Origin of the sequence: Pseudacidovorax sp. 1753 (assembly GCF_040544975.1) — a bacterium.
Classification (GTDB): domain Bacteria; phylum Pseudomonadota; class Gammaproteobacteria; order Burkholderiales; family Burkholderiaceae_C; genus Xenophilus.
This window is the reverse complement of sequence record NZ_JBEPKY010000024.1, coordinates 33,704-48,475: the sequence shown is the minus strand read 5'-3', so window position 1 is coordinate 48,475 and position 14,772 is coordinate 33,704. Positions and strand designations below refer to the sequence as shown.

Annotated in this window: 13 protein-coding genes; 2 read left to right on the top strand and 11 right to left on the bottom strand. The window is 70.6% G+C overall.

What is annotated here, in order from left to right; genetic code table 11:
* Positions 1-26: 26 nt before the first annotated feature.
* Positions 27-1,742, top strand: coding sequence for a phosphoethanolamine transferase (locus tag ABIC63_RS24820; protein WP_354321753.1), 1,716 nt, complete (start codon positions 27-29; stop codon positions 1,740-1,742).
* A gap of 44 nt (positions 1,743-1,786) precedes the next feature.
* On the opposite strand, the gene ABIC63_RS24815 is transcribed toward ABIC63_RS24820, so the two are convergent.
* The 4 genes from ABIC63_RS24815 to ABIC63_RS24800 all read right to left on the bottom strand — a co-directional run bounded on the left by ABIC63_RS24815 (position 1,787) and on the right by ABIC63_RS24800 (position 5,631).
* The gene (locus tag ABIC63_RS24815) at positions 1,787-2,431 is read right to left on the bottom strand and encodes a biliverdin-producing heme oxygenase (RefSeq protein ID WP_354321752.1); all 645 of its coding nucleotides are present in this window, start codon (positions 2,429-2,431) and stop codon (positions 1,787-1,789) included.
* 48 nt (positions 2,432-2,479) lie between these two features.
* Positions 2,480-3,094: a peroxidase-related enzyme gene (locus tag ABIC63_RS24810; protein ID WP_354321751.1), complete on the bottom strand. Its 615-nt coding sequence runs from the start codon at positions 3,092-3,094 to the stop codon at positions 2,480-2,482.
* A 300-nt stretch (positions 3,095-3,394) separates the two neighbouring features.
* The gene (gene eutC, locus ABIC63_RS24805; protein WP_476349788.1) at positions 3,395-4,159 is read right to left on the bottom strand and encodes an ethanolamine ammonia-lyase subunit EutC; all 765 of its coding nucleotides are present in this window, start codon (positions 4,157-4,159) and stop codon (positions 3,395-3,397) included.
* A 71-nt stretch (positions 4,160-4,230) separates the two neighbouring features.
* On the bottom strand, positions 4,231-5,631 hold the full coding sequence (locus tag ABIC63_RS24800; RefSeq protein ID WP_354321750.1) for an ethanolamine ammonia-lyase subunit EutB: 1,401 nt from the start codon (positions 5,629-5,631) through the stop codon (positions 4,231-4,233).
* A 192-nt stretch (positions 5,632-5,823) separates the two neighbouring features.
* On the opposite strand from ABIC63_RS24800, the gene ABIC63_RS24795 reads away from it, so the two are divergent.
* Entirely contained in the window at positions 5,824-6,246 is a 423-nt protein-coding gene (locus tag ABIC63_RS24795; protein ID WP_294378233.1) for an FKBP-type peptidyl-prolyl cis-trans isomerase, read from the top strand.
* A gap of 27 nt (positions 6,247-6,273) precedes the next feature.
* Here ABIC63_RS24795 and ABIC63_RS24790 read toward each other — a convergent pair whose 3' ends face one another.
* The 7 genes from ABIC63_RS24790 to ABIC63_RS24760 all read right to left on the bottom strand — a co-directional run bounded on the left by ABIC63_RS24790 (position 6,274) and on the right by ABIC63_RS24760 (position 14,730).
* Entirely contained in the window at positions 6,274-7,617 is a 1,344-nt protein-coding gene (locus ABIC63_RS24790; protein WP_294378234.1) for an MATE family efflux transporter, read from the bottom strand.
* Positions 7,614-9,347 carry a hypothetical protein gene (locus ABIC63_RS24785; RefSeq protein WP_354321749.1) on the bottom strand — a complete coding sequence of 578 codons (1,734 nt, stop codon included), beginning with the start codon at positions 9,345-9,347 and terminating at the stop codon, positions 7,614-7,616. Before ABIC63_RS24785 ends, ABIC63_RS24790 begins: the two co-directional genes overlap by 4 nt.
* Before the next feature lie 139 nt (positions 9,348-9,486).
* Positions 9,487-9,750, bottom strand: coding sequence for a type B 50S ribosomal protein L31 (locus tag ABIC63_RS24780; RefSeq protein ID WP_076504690.1), 264 nt, complete (start codon positions 9,748-9,750; stop codon positions 9,487-9,489).
* A gap of 125 nt (positions 9,751-9,875) precedes the next feature.
* Positions 9,876-11,180, bottom strand: a complete 1,305-nt coding sequence (locus ABIC63_RS24775) for an ArgE/DapE family deacylase (protein WP_354321748.1) — start codon at positions 11,178-11,180, stop codon at positions 9,876-9,878.
* Between the two features lie 14 nt (positions 11,181-11,194).
* Positions 11,195-12,469, bottom strand: a complete 1,275-nt coding sequence (locus tag ABIC63_RS24770; protein ID WP_354321747.1) for an aspartate aminotransferase family protein — start codon at positions 12,467-12,469, stop codon at positions 11,195-11,197.
* 21 nt (positions 12,470-12,490) lie between these two features.
* Positions 12,491-13,525 carry a phosphotransferase gene (locus tag ABIC63_RS24765; RefSeq protein WP_354321746.1) on the bottom strand — a complete coding sequence of 345 codons (1,035 nt, stop codon included), beginning with the start codon at positions 13,523-13,525 and terminating at the stop codon, positions 12,491-12,493.
* A 176-nt stretch (positions 13,526-13,701) separates the two neighbouring features.
* Positions 13,702-14,730, bottom strand: a complete 1,029-nt coding sequence (locus ABIC63_RS24760) for a histone deacetylase family protein (RefSeq protein WP_354321745.1) — start codon at positions 14,728-14,730, stop codon at positions 13,702-13,704.
* Between the last annotated feature and the right edge of the window lie 42 nt (positions 14,731-14,772).

Below are 14,772 nucleotides of genomic sequence, written 5' to 3'. Positions count from 1 at the left end.
TCAGTGCCGACACCTACGCTGTCGGCATGCCGTTGATCTCTCCCGCGCCGCGTCTGGGCGCGTATTCCGCGCCCGACTTTGCGGGTCCCCGCGGCTGGCTGTTGCGCGCACGCTCGCCGCGCACGATCGTCCTGGTGCTCACCGCCTACCTGCTGCTGGCCGCGAACTGGCCGCTGTGGATGGAACTCGCCGAACTCGGCCGCGCCCCCAGCCTCTACATGCCCAACATCGTCGGCATGGCCTGGCTGCTGGGCGGCGGTCTGGTGGCGCTGCTGTCGCTCACGGCCTGGTCGCGCTTCATGAAGCCGCTATGGATGCTGCTGGTGGTCGTGGCTGCGGTGGTGCAGCACTACATGGCCACCTACCGGATGGTGATGGACCCGTCCATGGCGCTCAACGTGCTGCAGACCGATCCGGGCGAGGCGCGCGATCTGCTCAGCCTGACGATGGCGCTGCGTGTGCTGGTCGTGGCGGTGCCCGCGATCTGGTGGCTGTGGTGCGTGCCGGTGATCCCGCAGCGGCCGCTGCGTGCGCTTTGGCGCAATGCGGTGCTGTTTGCGGCCGCGGTCGCCGTCACCGTGGGCGGCGGCATGGTCATGTCGCGTCAAATCGCGCCGCTCATGCGCAACCAGCCCCATCTGCGCTACATGATGAATCCGCTGGCCAGCGTGTATTCCTTCGGCATGGCGGCCACGCGCCCCTTGCTGCATCGCAGCCGCAAGCTGGTGCCGATTTCCGGTGGTGCGGCGCTGGGCGCCAGCTATGCGGGGCAGAGCCGGCCGCGCCTGCTGCTGCTGGTGGTCGGCGAGACGGCCCGGGCCGACCACTTCGGCCTCAACGGCTATGCGCGCGACACCACCCCTGCGCTCAAGGCCCGCAACGTGGTGAGCTTCCACGACATGCGTTCCTGCGGCACCAACACCGCCGCGTCGGTGCCCTGCATGTTCTCGCACCTGGGCAAGCAGGACTACGAAGGCCGCAAGCAGGACTACGAGAACCTGCTCGACGTGGTGCAGGCCGCCGGGCTGGCCGTGCTCTGGATCGACAACCAGTCGGGCTGCAAGGGCGTGTGCGAGCGCGTGCCCCATGTCGAGGCCAACGACGCCAAGGAGATTGCGGCCAACCCCACGCTGTGCAGCGGCGACGAATGCCTGGACGACGTGATGCTCAAGGGCCTGGACGCGCGCATCGCCGCCTTGCCGCCCGAGCGCGTGGCGCGCGGCGTGGTGCTGGTGATGCACCAGATCGGCAGCCATGGCCCGGCCTACTTCCGCCGCTCACCGCCGGACGGCAAGCCTTTCCAGCCCGAATGCCGCACCGTGACGCTGTCCGACTGCGCGCACAGCGAGCTGATCAACGCCTACGACAACTCGATCGCACACACGGATCGGTTCCTGGGTGACGCCATCGACTGGCTCAAGGCCCGCCGCAACCGCTTCGACACGGGCATGCTCTACCTCAGCGACCATGGCGAATCGCTGGGCGAGTACGGCCTTTTCCTACACGGTGTGCCCTATGCCTTTGCGCCGGACGTGCAGAAGCACGTGCCCTTCGTGGCCTGGCTCGATGGCGGGCTCGGCGGGCGCACCGGCGTGCGAGACGCCTGCCTGCGCAAGTCGGTGGACATGCCGTTGACGCACGACAACCTGTACCACACCGTCATGGGGCTGGTAGACGTCAAGAGCCCCACCTACAAGCCGACGCTGGATGCCTTCGAAGGGTGCCGGCAGGCGGCCGGCTGATCCCTCCGTGGCAGCCGGTCCGGGCGTTCCGACCCGAACCTTCTTCACTCCCGATGCGCGCGAACAGCGGAAGCCGGCATGGCCTGGGCCGCGGACAGCGCCTCGTGACACAGCAGCAGGAGTTCGAAGGCCCGCCGTGCCGCAGCCGCGGCTGCATCCAGCCGGGCGTCGCTGTGCAGTGCGGTCCGGAGCTCGGCAATGAAGAGTTTCCACCTCGGACCCGTGTCGGCCCCGCTCCCACGCAGATAGTTCAGCGCCAGCGGCGCCATCGCAGGTCCCAGCCGCTTGCGCAGCACCTGGCCACCCAGCCGGGAGCCTTCCAGCACATACGCCAGTCCCCAGTCTGAACCTTCGGCCTGGAACAGGGGTTCCCGCGCAGCCGCCAGATCGATGCGTGGCGCACGCTGGCCCAGCAGGTCCTGGGCCTCGGCCAGCTCTGCATCCAGGGCGCCTCGCTCCTCCTCCAGGCGCGGCAAATCGGCGCCGGACCGCTGAAGCAGGTCGACCCAGCCGCGCAGCAATGCAAGGTGCCGGAGGTAGTCGACCGGACCGGCGCCCTCGCGTGCGATGGGCAGCCCCGTATCGAGCCGGGCATGCAGTGACGAGGTCGCTTCGCGCAGGCGCTGCAGGGGATCGGTGGCCGCAGCCGTGGGGGAATGGGCCGAGGCGGCGGAGGGCGCAGAGATCATGGAGGACGCGAGCGGGTGTGGCCAGCCATCATAGGCAGGCGGCCTCCGTCATCCTTGCTGCGGGGGCTTGTCGGCCGGCTTCTCGCGCGGCACCCGGCCCATCAGGAAGAACTCCGGATTCGGCTGCATGCCGCTGAAGCTGGCCAGCCGGTTCGACAGGCCGAAGAAGGCGGTGATGGCGGCGATGTCCCAGATGTCCTCGTCGTCGAAGCCGTGGGCATGCAGGGCGGCGAAGTCGGCCTCGTCGACCTCGTGCGACCGCTCGCACACCTTCATCGCAAAGGCCAGCATGGCGCGCTGGCGCTCGGAGATGTCGGCCTTGCGCCAGTTGACGGCCACCTGGTCGGCCACGAGCGGCTTCTTCTCGTAGATGCGAAGCAGCGCACCGTGCGCCACCACGCAGTAGAGGCACTGGTTGGCCGCGCTGGTGGTGGTGACGATCATCTCGCGGTCGCCTTTGCTGAGTGCGCTGGTGCGGCCCACGCTCTCGGGCTCCATCAGCGCATCGTGGTAGGCGAAGAAGGCGCGCCACTCGGCGGGGCGGCGGGCCAGCGCCAGGAAGACGTTGGGCACGAAGCCCGCCTTTTCCTGCACGGCCAGGATGCGGGCGCGGATGTCCTCGGGGATCTGGTCGAGTTCGGCAAGCGGGTAGCGTTGGCTCATGGCGGATGTCTCCTGTCTCGTTGGAGCTGTGTGGTCCAGCGTTCGATCATAGGCAGCGGAGACTGGGGCCGCGGTCGCGCGGATTGCGCCCGGGCGCAGGGCCTGCGGCGTTGGCTATGGCTGCGATGAGGACGTTCGAATTCACAGCGCAGGACCTGCTGCCTAGCATTGACGTCCATGAACACCGCCATCACCGCTCCCCGTCGCCTCCTCGGTCTCGTCATCAACGCCGGCGGCCTCGCCGTCGGCATCGCGCATGGCCTGAGCCTGCTGCGCTGACGCGCCAGGCGAAGCCCGGCGTCAGTCGATGCGCGGCGGGCGGTCGTCGTCGAGCACCGCGTCGTCGCTTTCGTCCTTGAGCTGAACGCCGGTCAGGCCACGTCGCAGCGCCTCGCGCACCAGCCAGCCGAGCTTGAAGGCGGCCGCCTCGTAGCCCAGGCCCTCCGGACGTACGTTCGAGATGCAGTTGCGCTGCGCGTCATGTCGCCCGCGTTGTGGTTCGTGGGTGAGGTAGATGCCCAGGCTGTCCGGGCTGGAGAGGCCAGGCCGCTCGCCGATCAGGATCGCGCCGAGGCGCGCGCCCAGGGCCTCGCCCACCTCGTCGGCCAGTGCGACGCGCGCCTGCGTCGCCACGACGACGGGCGCGATGCGCAGGTCGGTCGGCAACTGCGCGCGAAGGGCGGCCAGCAGCGGCCGCGCATGGCGCTCGATGGCCAACGACGACAGGCCGTCGCCCACCATCAGGCAGAGATCGCAGCCTCGTTCCGGACGCCCGCGCAGGGCCTCGGCGTCGGCCGGGTCCAGGCTGCGGCCCAGGTCGGGCCGGCGCAGGTAGGTGGCCCGGTCGGGCGCCTGGCTGCGGGCACGCAGGACGGACCAGCCGTCTTCTTCGAGCGACCGGGCGAGCGCGTCGGCGTCCAGCGCCGCATGGATGGCATCGCGCGCCATGGCATGCGCCCAGCCGAAGCGCAGCGTCTCGTCGGTGGGCATGCCGCTGCCGGCGCGGCCGAGGGCCAGCCGGGCGGGCGTGGCGGCGCGCCAGGCCTGCCAGGGGTCGGGCGTCACGGGCGGGGCAGATCGGTCTTCTGCTGGAGTAACCCGGGTAGAGGCTTGGGTCGGTTCGTTCGATGCGGTGCTCATGCGGCGGCTCCCAGAAGGCGCAGCCGCTGCATGCCCTGCTGCAGCATCGGTGCAGGCCCTGGCACCAAGCGGCCATCGGCACCGGTGATGCCCATGTGCTGAAGCCAAGCCTCGAACTCGGGTGCGCGCTTCAAGCCCAGGGTGTCGCGCAGGAACAGAGCGTCGTGGAAGGACGTGCTCTGGTAGTTGAGCATCACGTCGTCCGCCCCCGGCACGCCGATCAGGAAGGTGAGGCCGGCCGTGGCCAGCAGCACCAGCAGCGTGTCCATGTCGTCCTGGTCGGCCTCCGCATGGTTGGTGTAGCAGACGTCGCAGCCGATGGGCAGGCCCAGCAGCTTGCCGCAGAAGTGGTCTTCCAGGCCGGCGCGGATGATCTGCTTGCCGTCGAACAGGTACTCTGGCCCGATGAAGCCCACGACGGTGTTGACCAGCAGCGGTCGGTAGCGGCGCGCCAGCGCATAGGCCCGCGCCTCGCAGGTCTGCTGGTCGACCCCATGGTGCGCGTTGGCCGAGAGCGCGCTGCCCTGGCCGGTCTCGAAGTACATGACGTTGTCGCCCAGCGTGCCGCGGCCCAATGCGCGGGCGGCCTCGCAGGCCTCGTCCAGCAGTTCGGGCGTGACGCCGAAGGAGAGGTTGGCCTTCTCGGTGCCGGCGATGGACTGGAAGACCAGGTCCACCGGCGCGGCCCGTTCCATGAGCTTCATCGTGTTGGTCACATGGGTGAGCACGCAGCTCTGGGTGGGAATGGCAAAGCGCTCGATGACCTCGGCCAGCATGTGCTGCAGCCGCTCGAGCACCGGCAGACTGTCGGAGACAGGGTTGACGCCGATCACCGCATCGCCTGCGCCGTAGAGCAGTCCGTCCAGCGTGGAGGCGGCGATGCCGCGCAGGTCATCGGTCGGATGGTTGGGCTGCAGCCGGACGGCCAGATGGCCGGGAAGACCGAGGGTGTTGCGGAAGCGGCTGGTGACCCGGCACTTGCGCGCGACGGCGATCAGGTCCTGGTTGCGCATCAGCTTGGAGACGGCGGCCACCATCTCCGGCGTCAGCCCCGGCGCCAGCGCGGTCAGCGCCGCGGCGTCCGCCGCATCGGACAGCAGCCAGTTGCGGAAATCGCCCACGGTGCGATGCGCGACCGGTGCGAAGGCGGCGGCGTCATGGCCGTCGAGGATCAACCGCGTGATGTTGTCCTCTTCGTAGGGCACCAATGCCTCGCTGAGGAACTGCCTGAGCGGCGTGTCGGCCAGCACATGCCGTGCCGCCATGCGTTGCTGCGCGGTCGCGGCGCCGACCCCGGCCAGGTAGTCGCCCGAGCGCGCCGGGCTGGCGCAGGCCATCACTTGGCGGAGATCGTCGAAGTCGAAGACCTGATGCTGGATCGTCGTGCGGTAGCGCATGGGCGGTGTCGGTGGGCGAGGGGCCGGCCGTGGCGGGAGACCGACGCATGATCGCGCCTGCCGCCCGGCTGCCGGGTAGGACAAGCGATGCAGGTTCCGGGCCCGCGCTCGGCCTGACCTGCTGCGGCGGGGGCGCAGAGAGCGTCAGGGGCGCGGCTTATGATCCGCCGCTTTTCCACCTCGGGAGAGCCCATGACCATCGTTTCGCGTGCCCTCGGCGCCGCTGCCGCCACCCTTCTCTTCGCCTGTGGCGCTGTCCACGCCCAGAGCGCCGCCGTCACCACGCCCAGCGGCCTGGTCTACCAGAGCGTCAAGGAGGGCACCGGCCCCAGCCCCTCGGCGACCGACACAGTGCGGGTGCACTACCGCGGCACCTTCCCGGACAGCGGCAAGGAATTCGACAGCTCCTATGCCCGCAACCAGCCGGCCGAGTTCCCGCTCAACCGCGTAATTCCGTGCTGGACCGAGGGCCTGCAGAAGATGAAGGTGGGCGGCAAGGCCAAGCTGGTGTGCCCGCCGGCCATCGCCTACGGCAGCCGCGGCGCGGGTGGGGTGATCCCACCCAATGCCACGCTGAACTTCGAGGTCGAATTGCTGGGTATCCAGGGCCGCTGAGCCCCGGCGGCCCGCCGCCGTTCAGGTTCAGCGGCGGCCTGCGCGGCCCACCGCAAGCCGCAGCAGCGCCAGCAGGATCAACGCCGCGGCGCCCAATGCCGCGGCCGCCATGATCCAGAACGCCAGCGGCGAATGTTGCGCCGGCCTGGGCCCGAGGCCGTGGTAGGCCAGCCAGTAGCCGCCGCCCAGCCCCACGCCCCACAGCAGGGCGCAGTACACGAGCAGCGGCGCGACCGTGATGCGGAAGCAGCGCAGCACGAAGATGCACAGCGTCTGGGTCGCGTCGGCCAGGTGGTAGGCGGCGCAGGCCGCGAGCAGGCCCGCCGCCAGATGGGCCACGGCCGCCTCGCGCGTGTAGAACTGGACGATGGTGCCGCGCAAAGCCAGCAGCGAGCCGGCCACCATCAACGCGGCCAGCACCGCCATGCCCAGACCCTGCCAGCAGGCGCGCCGCGCCTGGTCCGGCCGGCCGGCGCCCATCCAGTAGCCGACCCGGGCGCTGGTGGCCAGGCCCAGCGACAGCGGAACCATGTAGGCCACCGCGGTGAGGTTCGATGCGATCTGGTGTGCCGCCGTGGCCGTGCTGCCCAGGCGGGCGATGAACAGGGCCATGAAGGTGAAGGAGCTCACCTCCACCATCACCGACAGCCCCGCCGGCACCCCCAGCCGGGCAAAGGCGCCCAGTTGCGGCCAGTCCGGCCGCTCGGGCCGGCGCCAGAGGCGATAGGGTTGGTATTCGGGGCGGTGGCGCAGCATCAGCACCGCAACGGCCAGCATCAGCCAGTTGACGGTCAGCGTGCCGAGTGCGCAGCCCATCAGGCCGAGTGCGGGCACGCCCAGGCCGCCGAAGGTCAGCCAGATCGACAGCGGCACCTTGACCGCCAGCGCGCCGACCTGCAGCCAGGTGACGAAACTCGGCCGGCCGATGGACTGGTTCAGGGTGGCGTAGATGCGAAACAGCAGCGCCGCCGGCAGGGCCGCGGCCAGCACGGCCAGGTACTGGCCGACCGCGCCCCGCATGGCGGGCGGCACCTCGGTCCAGGCCAGCAGCGGGCCGGGCGACAGCAGCAGCGTCGCGCCGACCGCCGTGGTGGCCGCGCACAGGTACAGCGCCTGCCGCACCGAGCGGCCCATGGCCTCGCGCCGGCCGGCCCCGTGCAGCTCGGCCCAGACCGGCAGCAGCGCCTGCAGTGTGCCGGTCAGCGCCACGAACACGCTGATGAAGATGGCCGCACCGATGGACAGCGCCGCCAGCGCATCCTGGTCGAAGCGGCCGGCGACCACGGTGTCGGTGACGCCGAAGGCCATGGTCGCCATCTGGCCGACCAGCACCGTGCCGGCGTGGCGGGCGATGAGGCGCCGCTCGCTCACTGCGGTGCCTGTCGGCGGAACAGCAGCAGGTCGTCGCTGGGGCTGGTGGGCCGGCGGAAGGTGCCTTCGAAATGCCAGTCGGCCATGCGGACCCGGTTGGGCAGGCTGAACAGGTAGTCCGGATGCACCAGCAGCCAGGTGCACCGGCTGCCGTCGGCCAGCGGTTGCAGCGCCATGCGGCCGTGGTAGCGCAGCGCGGCGATCTGGGCGCGGTTGAGGCCGAGTTCGTCCACGCAGCCGGGCTGCGCGCCCATGCGTTGCGAGAGGGCGCGCACCTGGGGCTCGTAGCTGCGGGCGTAGTCGAGCAGCGGCAGCCACAGGGTCATCAGCAGCAGCCAGCACAGCGCGGCGCCGCCGGCGGGCAGGGCCATCGTCTTCCAGAGCGCGGCGCGGTGTCGCCCGGTGCGCCAGCGCACCAGCCAGGCCCAGGCGATGGTGGCGGCCAGCGCCAGACCGAAGCCGATCCAGGAGAAATCGGGCACGAAGCCCGGCGCCAGCCGGTACACATTGGCGGCGGGTTTGGCCGGCACGCCGGTGTGCAGCGAGATCCAGTACACCCAGATGAACAGCGCCACGCCGCTGAAGAAGAGCAGGGTGAACCAGTCGATCAGCGCCGAGACGCTGCGCCGGAAGGTGGGCAGCGCGAAGGCCGCCAGCGTGGCGAAGGCGGGCAGACCGATCAGCAGGGAGCGTTCGCCGAAGTCCGTGAAGATGGTCGAGAACGAGGCCGCCAGCATGAAGCCCAGGGGCAGCGCCACGTGCCGGGCCGTCAGTTGCCGGCGCCAGCGCCACAGCGTCCAGATCGCCAACGGCCAGGCCGGCCAGGTGAACCAGAGGAAGAGCTTGAGCAGGCCGCGCGCCTCGGCGATGAGGCGCTCGTTGGGGTCGCTGCCGGGCAGGGAGAGGTTCCAGTGGAACTGGCCCAGGGCAGCCGCCACGGCTGCCCCGATCAGTGCCAGGGCGGCCAGGCCGAAGACGCCGGTGCGGTCGTACACCGGACTGGCGTCGCCGTCGGGCTCGCGCTGGCCGAGCAGCCATTCGCGGCAGGCCAGCACCGCGCAGCCACCGCTCAGGATCAGGCCCATGGAGGGCGCACCGCTGAGCGACAGCCCCAGCGTGCCGATGCCGAAGGCGGTGAGGGGCGCTGCGCGCCGATAGGGCAGCGCCGCGGCGCCATAGAACAGCAGCGAGGCAAAGAAGAGCTGTGCCAGCGCCGGCGTGGTTTCATGGCCCAGTTGGGCCAGACCCAGGCTGGCGATCAGTGCGAGCAGCCCGCCATCGGCCACCGCGCGCGCATAGTCCGTCGGCCGGGCCTCCCCGCCGAAGGCAAAGGCCACCGGCTGGGCCCGCGGCGTCCGTGCCAGGTAGTACACGGCATACCAGGTGGCGGTGAAGGTGCACCACAGCATCAGCGCGAACACGATGCGCACCGCCAGGTCGGGCGGCAGCCACGAGGGTGAGAGCTGGATCGCCCAGGCCCCGATCCAGTAGGGCAGCAGGGCCGGAATCTCCGGCCGCAGGCCCAGCAGCAGCGGGTCGAGCCAGCGTGCCAGGCCGCCGCCCTCGGCCAGCGCCGCCATGTAGCCGAAGGAGGCGACATCCGCACTCTTCCACGGCCCCCGGCCCAGCAGGCCGGGCATCAGGTAGGCGGCACACAGCAGCAACAGCGCCGCCCGGGGCAGGCGGCGCACGGCGTTCTGGGCAACGATGGCGGGATTGGGGGGGCTCAATGCGCGGGGCTCACGGTCTGGCGGGCGGGCGTGCGGCCCGGATCATCGGGCGGCGCATGGGGGAAAAAACAAAGGGCAGCACGGAGATCCGGGCTGCCCTCGGTGCACCGCACGGGGCGGTGCTGTGTGCAAAGACGGCTTACTTGGAGGACAGCGCGGTCTTGCCGAACTTGTTGCGGAACTTCTCGACGCGGCCGCCCATGTTGTCCACCGACTTCTGGGTGCCGGTGTAGAAGGGGTGCGACTCGCTGGAGGTGTCCAGCTTGTACAGGGGGTATTCCTTGCCTTCGAAGGTCTCGGTCTCGCGCGTGTTCACGCAGGAGCGGGTGACGAACTTGAAGCCGTTGGACAGGTCCAGGAACAGGACTTCGCGGTAGTCGGGATGGATGCCTTCTTTGGCCATGGTGATTCCTTGAGCGTCGATGCGGGAGCCACTGTGCACAACCATCGTGCCAGCACTTGCCGCGAAAAGCCCTCGATTCTAGCGCGGCAGTTCACAGAGCGCCAGTGCAGGGCGCGCTCGGCCGCTCAGGCTTCCACCACGCCGCACCAGTCGACGATGAACTGCGCCATGGCGGCCGTCACGCGCTGCATGCTTTCGAGGGAGACAGCCTCGTCGATGCCGTGGATGTGGCGGGCCACGGGCCCGTAGTTGGTCACTGGGATGTCGCTCATCAGCCGGAAGTGCCGGCCGTCGGTGGTGGCCGTGCAGGCGAGGCGCGCAGGCGGCTGACCGACGATCTTCTCGTGGGCGTCGGCCAGCGTGCGCATGGCGGGCGCCTCCAGGTCGTAGACGCAGCCGGGCGAGCGGTGGCCGCGTGCGTCGATCTCGACCACCAGGGCCGGGTTGAGCGCCTGAGCCTTGGCACGGATGCGCGCGCCGACCTGGGCCTCAACGTCCGCCGGGTCCATGCCGGGGTAGTAGCCGATCCGCAGACCCAGCGTGCAGGTGCAGGGCACGGAAGAATTCCATTCCCCGCCGTCGATCCGGCCCAGGTTGAAGTTGACCGGATGGGCCACGTCGGCGAAGGCGGGGTGGCGGTTCTCGGGACGGTTCCACTCGGCTTCCAGCTCCTTCAGGTCGGCCATGATCGCCATCGCCGCCTCGATGGGGTTGAGCCCCTGGCCCATGTAGGCGACGTGGGCCGGCCGGCCGGTGAGGGTGACGAACAGCCAGCTCACACCGACCTGGGCGCTCATCAGCGTCTCGCCGAAAGGTTCGGGAATGATGACGGCGTCGAAGTCGATCAGCTTCGCCTTGGCCCGGGCGGTCTGCAGCGCATGCAGGGTCGCGAGCGTGCCGTTGCCGGTGTTCTCTTCGTCCAGCACGGCGTTGAAGCCGACAGTGCCGGCCGGGGTGAATCCCAGCGTGCGCAGCAACTGGAGCGCCGCCAGCGCGCAGACGATGCCGCCCTTCATGTCGCCGGCGCCGCGGCCATACAGCCAGCCGTCCTCCACGCGCGGCACGTAGGGGCCGGTGGTCCACAGCGATTCCGGGCCGGTCGGCACCACGTCCAGGTGGCCGTTGAAGAGCACCGAGCGGCCTTTGGAACCCGTGGGTGGCAGATGGCGGGCGAGCAGGTTGTGGCGGCCGCCGTCCGGATCGCAAGGGCAGGAGAACAGTGCCAGGCCCTCGATCTGCCGGCTGTCGAGCACGATGCGCTCGCAGTCCAGGCCCATGTCCTGCATCAGGCGTTCCAGGAAGTCGGCAGCCGGTTGCTCGGCGCCGGAAGGGCTGGGCGCAGCAACAAAGGCGCTGAGCGTGTCGATCATCCAGGGCGTCAGGGCCTGGGCCGCGTCGCGCAGCTGGTCGGGGGTCGGGATGGCAGCCATGGGCGGTTCCTGGTTCAGAGTCGGGCCAGCACGTCGTCCAGCGTCTGCACCAGCAGGTCGGCATGGGCACGCTCGAAGACCAGGGGCGGCCGCAGCTTGAGGATGTGGGCCGCTTCGCCCGTGGCGCTGAGCAGCACGCCGGCCTGCCGCAGGCCGTTGACGACGCGCGCCGCCTCGGCCGTGGCCGGCGTGCGGCGGGCGCGGTCGGTGACCAGTTCGACGCCGATGAACAGGCCCGCGCCGCGCACCTGGCCGATCAGCGCATGTTTCTCGGCCAGTTGTCGCAGGCCGGTCATCAGATGGTCGCCGACCGCCTGCGCGTTGGCCTGCAGCCCACCGTCCTGGAGCACATCGAGCACGGCACTTGCCGCTGCCATCGACACCGGATTGCCGCCGAAGGTGTTGAAGTAGCGGCACTGCCGGCCGAAGGCCGCCATCACCTCGGGCTGAACGGCCAGGCCCGCGACCGGATGCCCATTGCCCATCGGCTTGCCCATCGTGACGATGTCCGGGACCACGCCGTGCCGCTCGAAGCCCCAGAAGGCCTCGCCGGTGCGTCCGAAGCCGGGCTGCACCTCGTCGGCGATGAACACGCCGCCGGCCTCGCGGATCGCGGCCACGGCTTCCTGCAGGAAGCCGCGCGGGCCGGTGAAGATGCCATCGCTGGAGAAGACCGTGTCCACCAGCAGCGCCGCCGGCCGGATTCCGTCGGCCTGCAGTTCGGCGATGGCGCGCCGCACGCCGTCGGCGAAATGGCCGCCCAGCGTTTCGGCGTCCAGGTCGTCGCCATCGGGCGGGGGCACGGTGCGCACCGCCCGGCCCAACTGCACATAGCGGCCCAGCGAGGGCGAGGCCTCGGCCAGGCTGGCGGTGACGCCGTGGTACGCGAAGCTCGTGATGATCACGCCCTCGCCGCCGGTGTGGGTGCGGGCGATGCGCAGGGCAAGGTCGTTGGCCTCGCTGCCGGTGCAGGTGAAGACGGCATGGCCCAGTTCGGCGGGCATCGTCGCCAGCAGGCGCTCGGCATAGTCGAGCACCCCCTCGTGCAGGTAGCGCGTGTGGGTGTTGAGCGTGGCGGCCTGCCGCGCGATGGCCTCGACCACCTGCGGATGCGCATGGCCCACGCAGACGACGTTGTTGTAGGCGTCAAGGTAGCGGCGGCCCTCGGCGTCGAACAGCCACACGCCTTCGCCGCGCACCGGGTGCAGCGGCTCGCCGTAGAACAGTCGGTAGCTGGGGCCGAGCAGTCGGGCGCGGCGTTCGATCAGGTCGGCAGTGGTTGTCGGCATGGGCAGGCGCCTCGGGGTGTGTCAGGGGCAGGCGTGGCGCAGCGCGTCGTCGAGTGCAGTGGCAGGCAGGGCAGCCAGCGCCGCCAGCCGCGCCCAGGAGGCGCCGTTGTTGCGCAGCAGGTACGCCGCATTGGCCGGCTCGCGCGCCGCCCGCCAGCCGCTGATGGCGACCACCATGGCCAGGCGCGTGGCGACCAGGAGCGGCAGCAGCGTCCGCTCTTGCGTCGAAAGCGGCGTGACCGCGTGGTACGCCCCGGCGAAGGCCGCGATGCTCTCGGCGGGCGCCTGCGCATCGAGCTGGTAGGAGGCCGCGACCGCCAGGTCCACGATGCGCGGCGCGGCGACCATGTCGCCGAAGTCCAGGATGCCGACCAGGCGCCCGGGTGCCTGCGGGTCCACCAGCAGGTTGGAGGGGTTGAAGTCGTTGTGGATGGGCTGGCGCGGCAGTGTGCGCAGCACCGGCAGCGCGTCGGCGGCAAAGCGGTCCAGCGCCGCCTGGGCGAACGCGCGGCGGGCGGGGTCGTCCACATGCGCCAGCAGGCTGCGGGTGCCGAGGGCGCGTTGAAGGTCCCAGGGCAGGGGCAGTTCGCCCGCGGGATGGGACAGGCCGGCGAGGGCGGCATCCAGCCGGGCGAGCAGCGCGCCCGCGTGGGCGGCCCGGCCCGGGGCGGGCGGGGCCTTGGGCAGGGGCAGGCCTTGCAGGTAGCTGAAGAGGCGGACGACGCGGGGGGCGTCGCCCAACGTGGTGTCCACCGCAGAGAACGCGCCGCTGCGCATGGGCAGGAGGCGCTGCACCGGCAGATCGGGCGCCGTCGTTGCAAGGTGCAGCAACGCCTTCGTCTGGAAGTCGGCGACGACGGCGCTTTCGACCGGGTGCGACACCTTGAGCATGCAGGGCGCGCCGCCATCCGCAGGCTGGAACAGGAAGTTGGCATCGCGCTCGCCGCCCAGCGGCGTCAGCGTTCCGCTCAGTCCGTAGTGACGCTGGAGCAGGCGCGTGGCCTCGTTCAGATCGACCGGCGCGGGAGGCGCGCACAGAACGGCGGCTTCGGGCAACTGCTCGAAAGCGTCGTCTTCGCTTCCAGTCCGTTCGGGCTGAGCCTGCCGAAGCCGGGTCACATCGGCCGGCGCGCCGTTTCGCCCTTCGACAGGTTCAGGGCGAACGGATCGAGCGCCGTCGGGCGCGCCGGGCGCAGGGCGGACGGGTTGGGAGGTCGGTGGCGCTTGCAGACTCATGCCGCCGCCTCGAAGCCGCCCAGTGCGCTGCGCAGGTTGGGCCCCAGGTCGGGCGACAGGTAGCCGCCTTCCTGCACCAGCACGGTGGGCACGCCCAGCCGGGCGATCTCGCCGGTGATGCGGGCAAAGCCCTCGGTGCTGACGGCCAGCGCCCGGTAGGGATCGTGCTCGTGGGCGTCCAGCCCCAGCGCCACCACGACGGCGCCCGGCGCATAGGCGCGCACCGTGTCGAGGGCATGCCGCAGGGCGACGAGGTAGGCCTCGGTGTCGGTGCCGCGGGCCAGTGGCACATTCAGGTTGAAGCCCAGCCCATCGCCCTCGCCATGCTCGTGCGCATGGCCGGTGAAGAAGGGCGTGCAGAAATGCGGGTCGCCATGCAGCGAGACGGTGAGCACGTCGCGCCGCCGCCAGAAGATGCCCTGGGTGCCGTTGCCGTGGTGCACGTCCACATCGACGATGGCCACGCGGTCGAAGCGCTGGCGCAGGTGCTGCGCGGCGATGGCGGCGTTGTTGAGGTAGGTGAAGCCGTTCGCCCGGTCGGCATAGGCATGGTGGCCGGGCGGGCGGCACAGCGCATAGGCCGCGCGCTCGCCGTCCAGTACCAGTTGGGCCGCATGCGTGGCCGTGTGGGCGGACCACACCGCCGCCTCCCAGGTGTGCTGGCCCACCGAGCAGGCCATGTCGCCCAGGTGGTAGCCCGCCTGGCCGACCAGGCTGTCGGGGTAGGTGAAGGGCTGGCCCGGGAAGGGATGCACGTTGGGGATCACCTCGAAGGAGGGATCGTCCAGCTGCTGCCAGCGCGCCCAGGCCGTCTCCAGGAATCGTAGGTACTGCGGCGTGTGGATGGCAGCGCGCGGGCCCGGGCCATGGTCCTCGGGCGCGATGACCTCATGGCCCTGTTCGCGCGCGGCCTGCAGCAGCAAATGAGCGCGCTCGGGCTGCTCGTTGCTGCGCTTGAATTTGCCGCGCACGATGAACTGCTGCGGATCGTGGCCGACGTGGCGGTCGCTGTAGATGACTTTCATGGGCGGTGGACGTCGGTGCGGTGAGGGTCGAGGGAAAAGCGC

What these genes read in the sequence shown, in the direction of transcription:
- ABIC63_RS24820 (WP_354321753.1), top strand. Translation starts at nt 27, where the DNA reads ATGCCGTTGATCTCTCCCGCGCCGCGTCTGGGCGCGTATTCCGCGCCC.
- ABIC63_RS24815 (WP_354321752.1), bottom strand. Translation starts at nt 2,431, where the DNA reads ATGATCTCTGCGCCCTCCGCCGCCTCGGCCCATTCCCCCACGGCTGCG.
- ABIC63_RS24810 (WP_354321751.1), bottom strand. Translation starts at nt 3,094, where the DNA reads ATGAGCCAACGCTACCCGCTTGCCGAACTCGACCAGATCCCCGAGGAC.
- ABIC63_RS24800 (WP_354321750.1), bottom strand. Translation starts at nt 5,631, where the DNA reads ATGCGCTACCGCACGACGATCCAGCATCAGGTCTTCGACTTCGACGAT.
- ABIC63_RS24795 (WP_294378233.1), top strand. Translation starts at nt 5,824, where the DNA reads ATGACCATCGTTTCGCGTGCCCTCGGCGCCGCTGCCGCCACCCTTCTC.
- ABIC63_RS24780 (WP_076504690.1), bottom strand. Translation starts at nt 9,750, where the DNA reads ATGGCCAAAGAAGGCATCCATCCCGACTACCGCGAAGTCCTGTTCCTG.
- ABIC63_RS24775 (WP_354321748.1), bottom strand. Translation starts at nt 11,180, where the DNA reads ATGGCTGCCATCCCGACCCCCGACCAGCTGCGCGACGCGGCCCAGGCC.
- ABIC63_RS24770 (WP_354321747.1), bottom strand. Translation starts at nt 12,469, where the DNA reads ATGCCGACAACCACTGCCGACCTGATCGAACGCCGCGCCCGACTGCTC.
- ABIC63_RS24760 (WP_354321745.1), bottom strand. Translation starts at nt 14,730, where the DNA reads ATGAAAGTCATCTACAGCGACCGCCACGTCGGCCACGATCCGCAGCAG.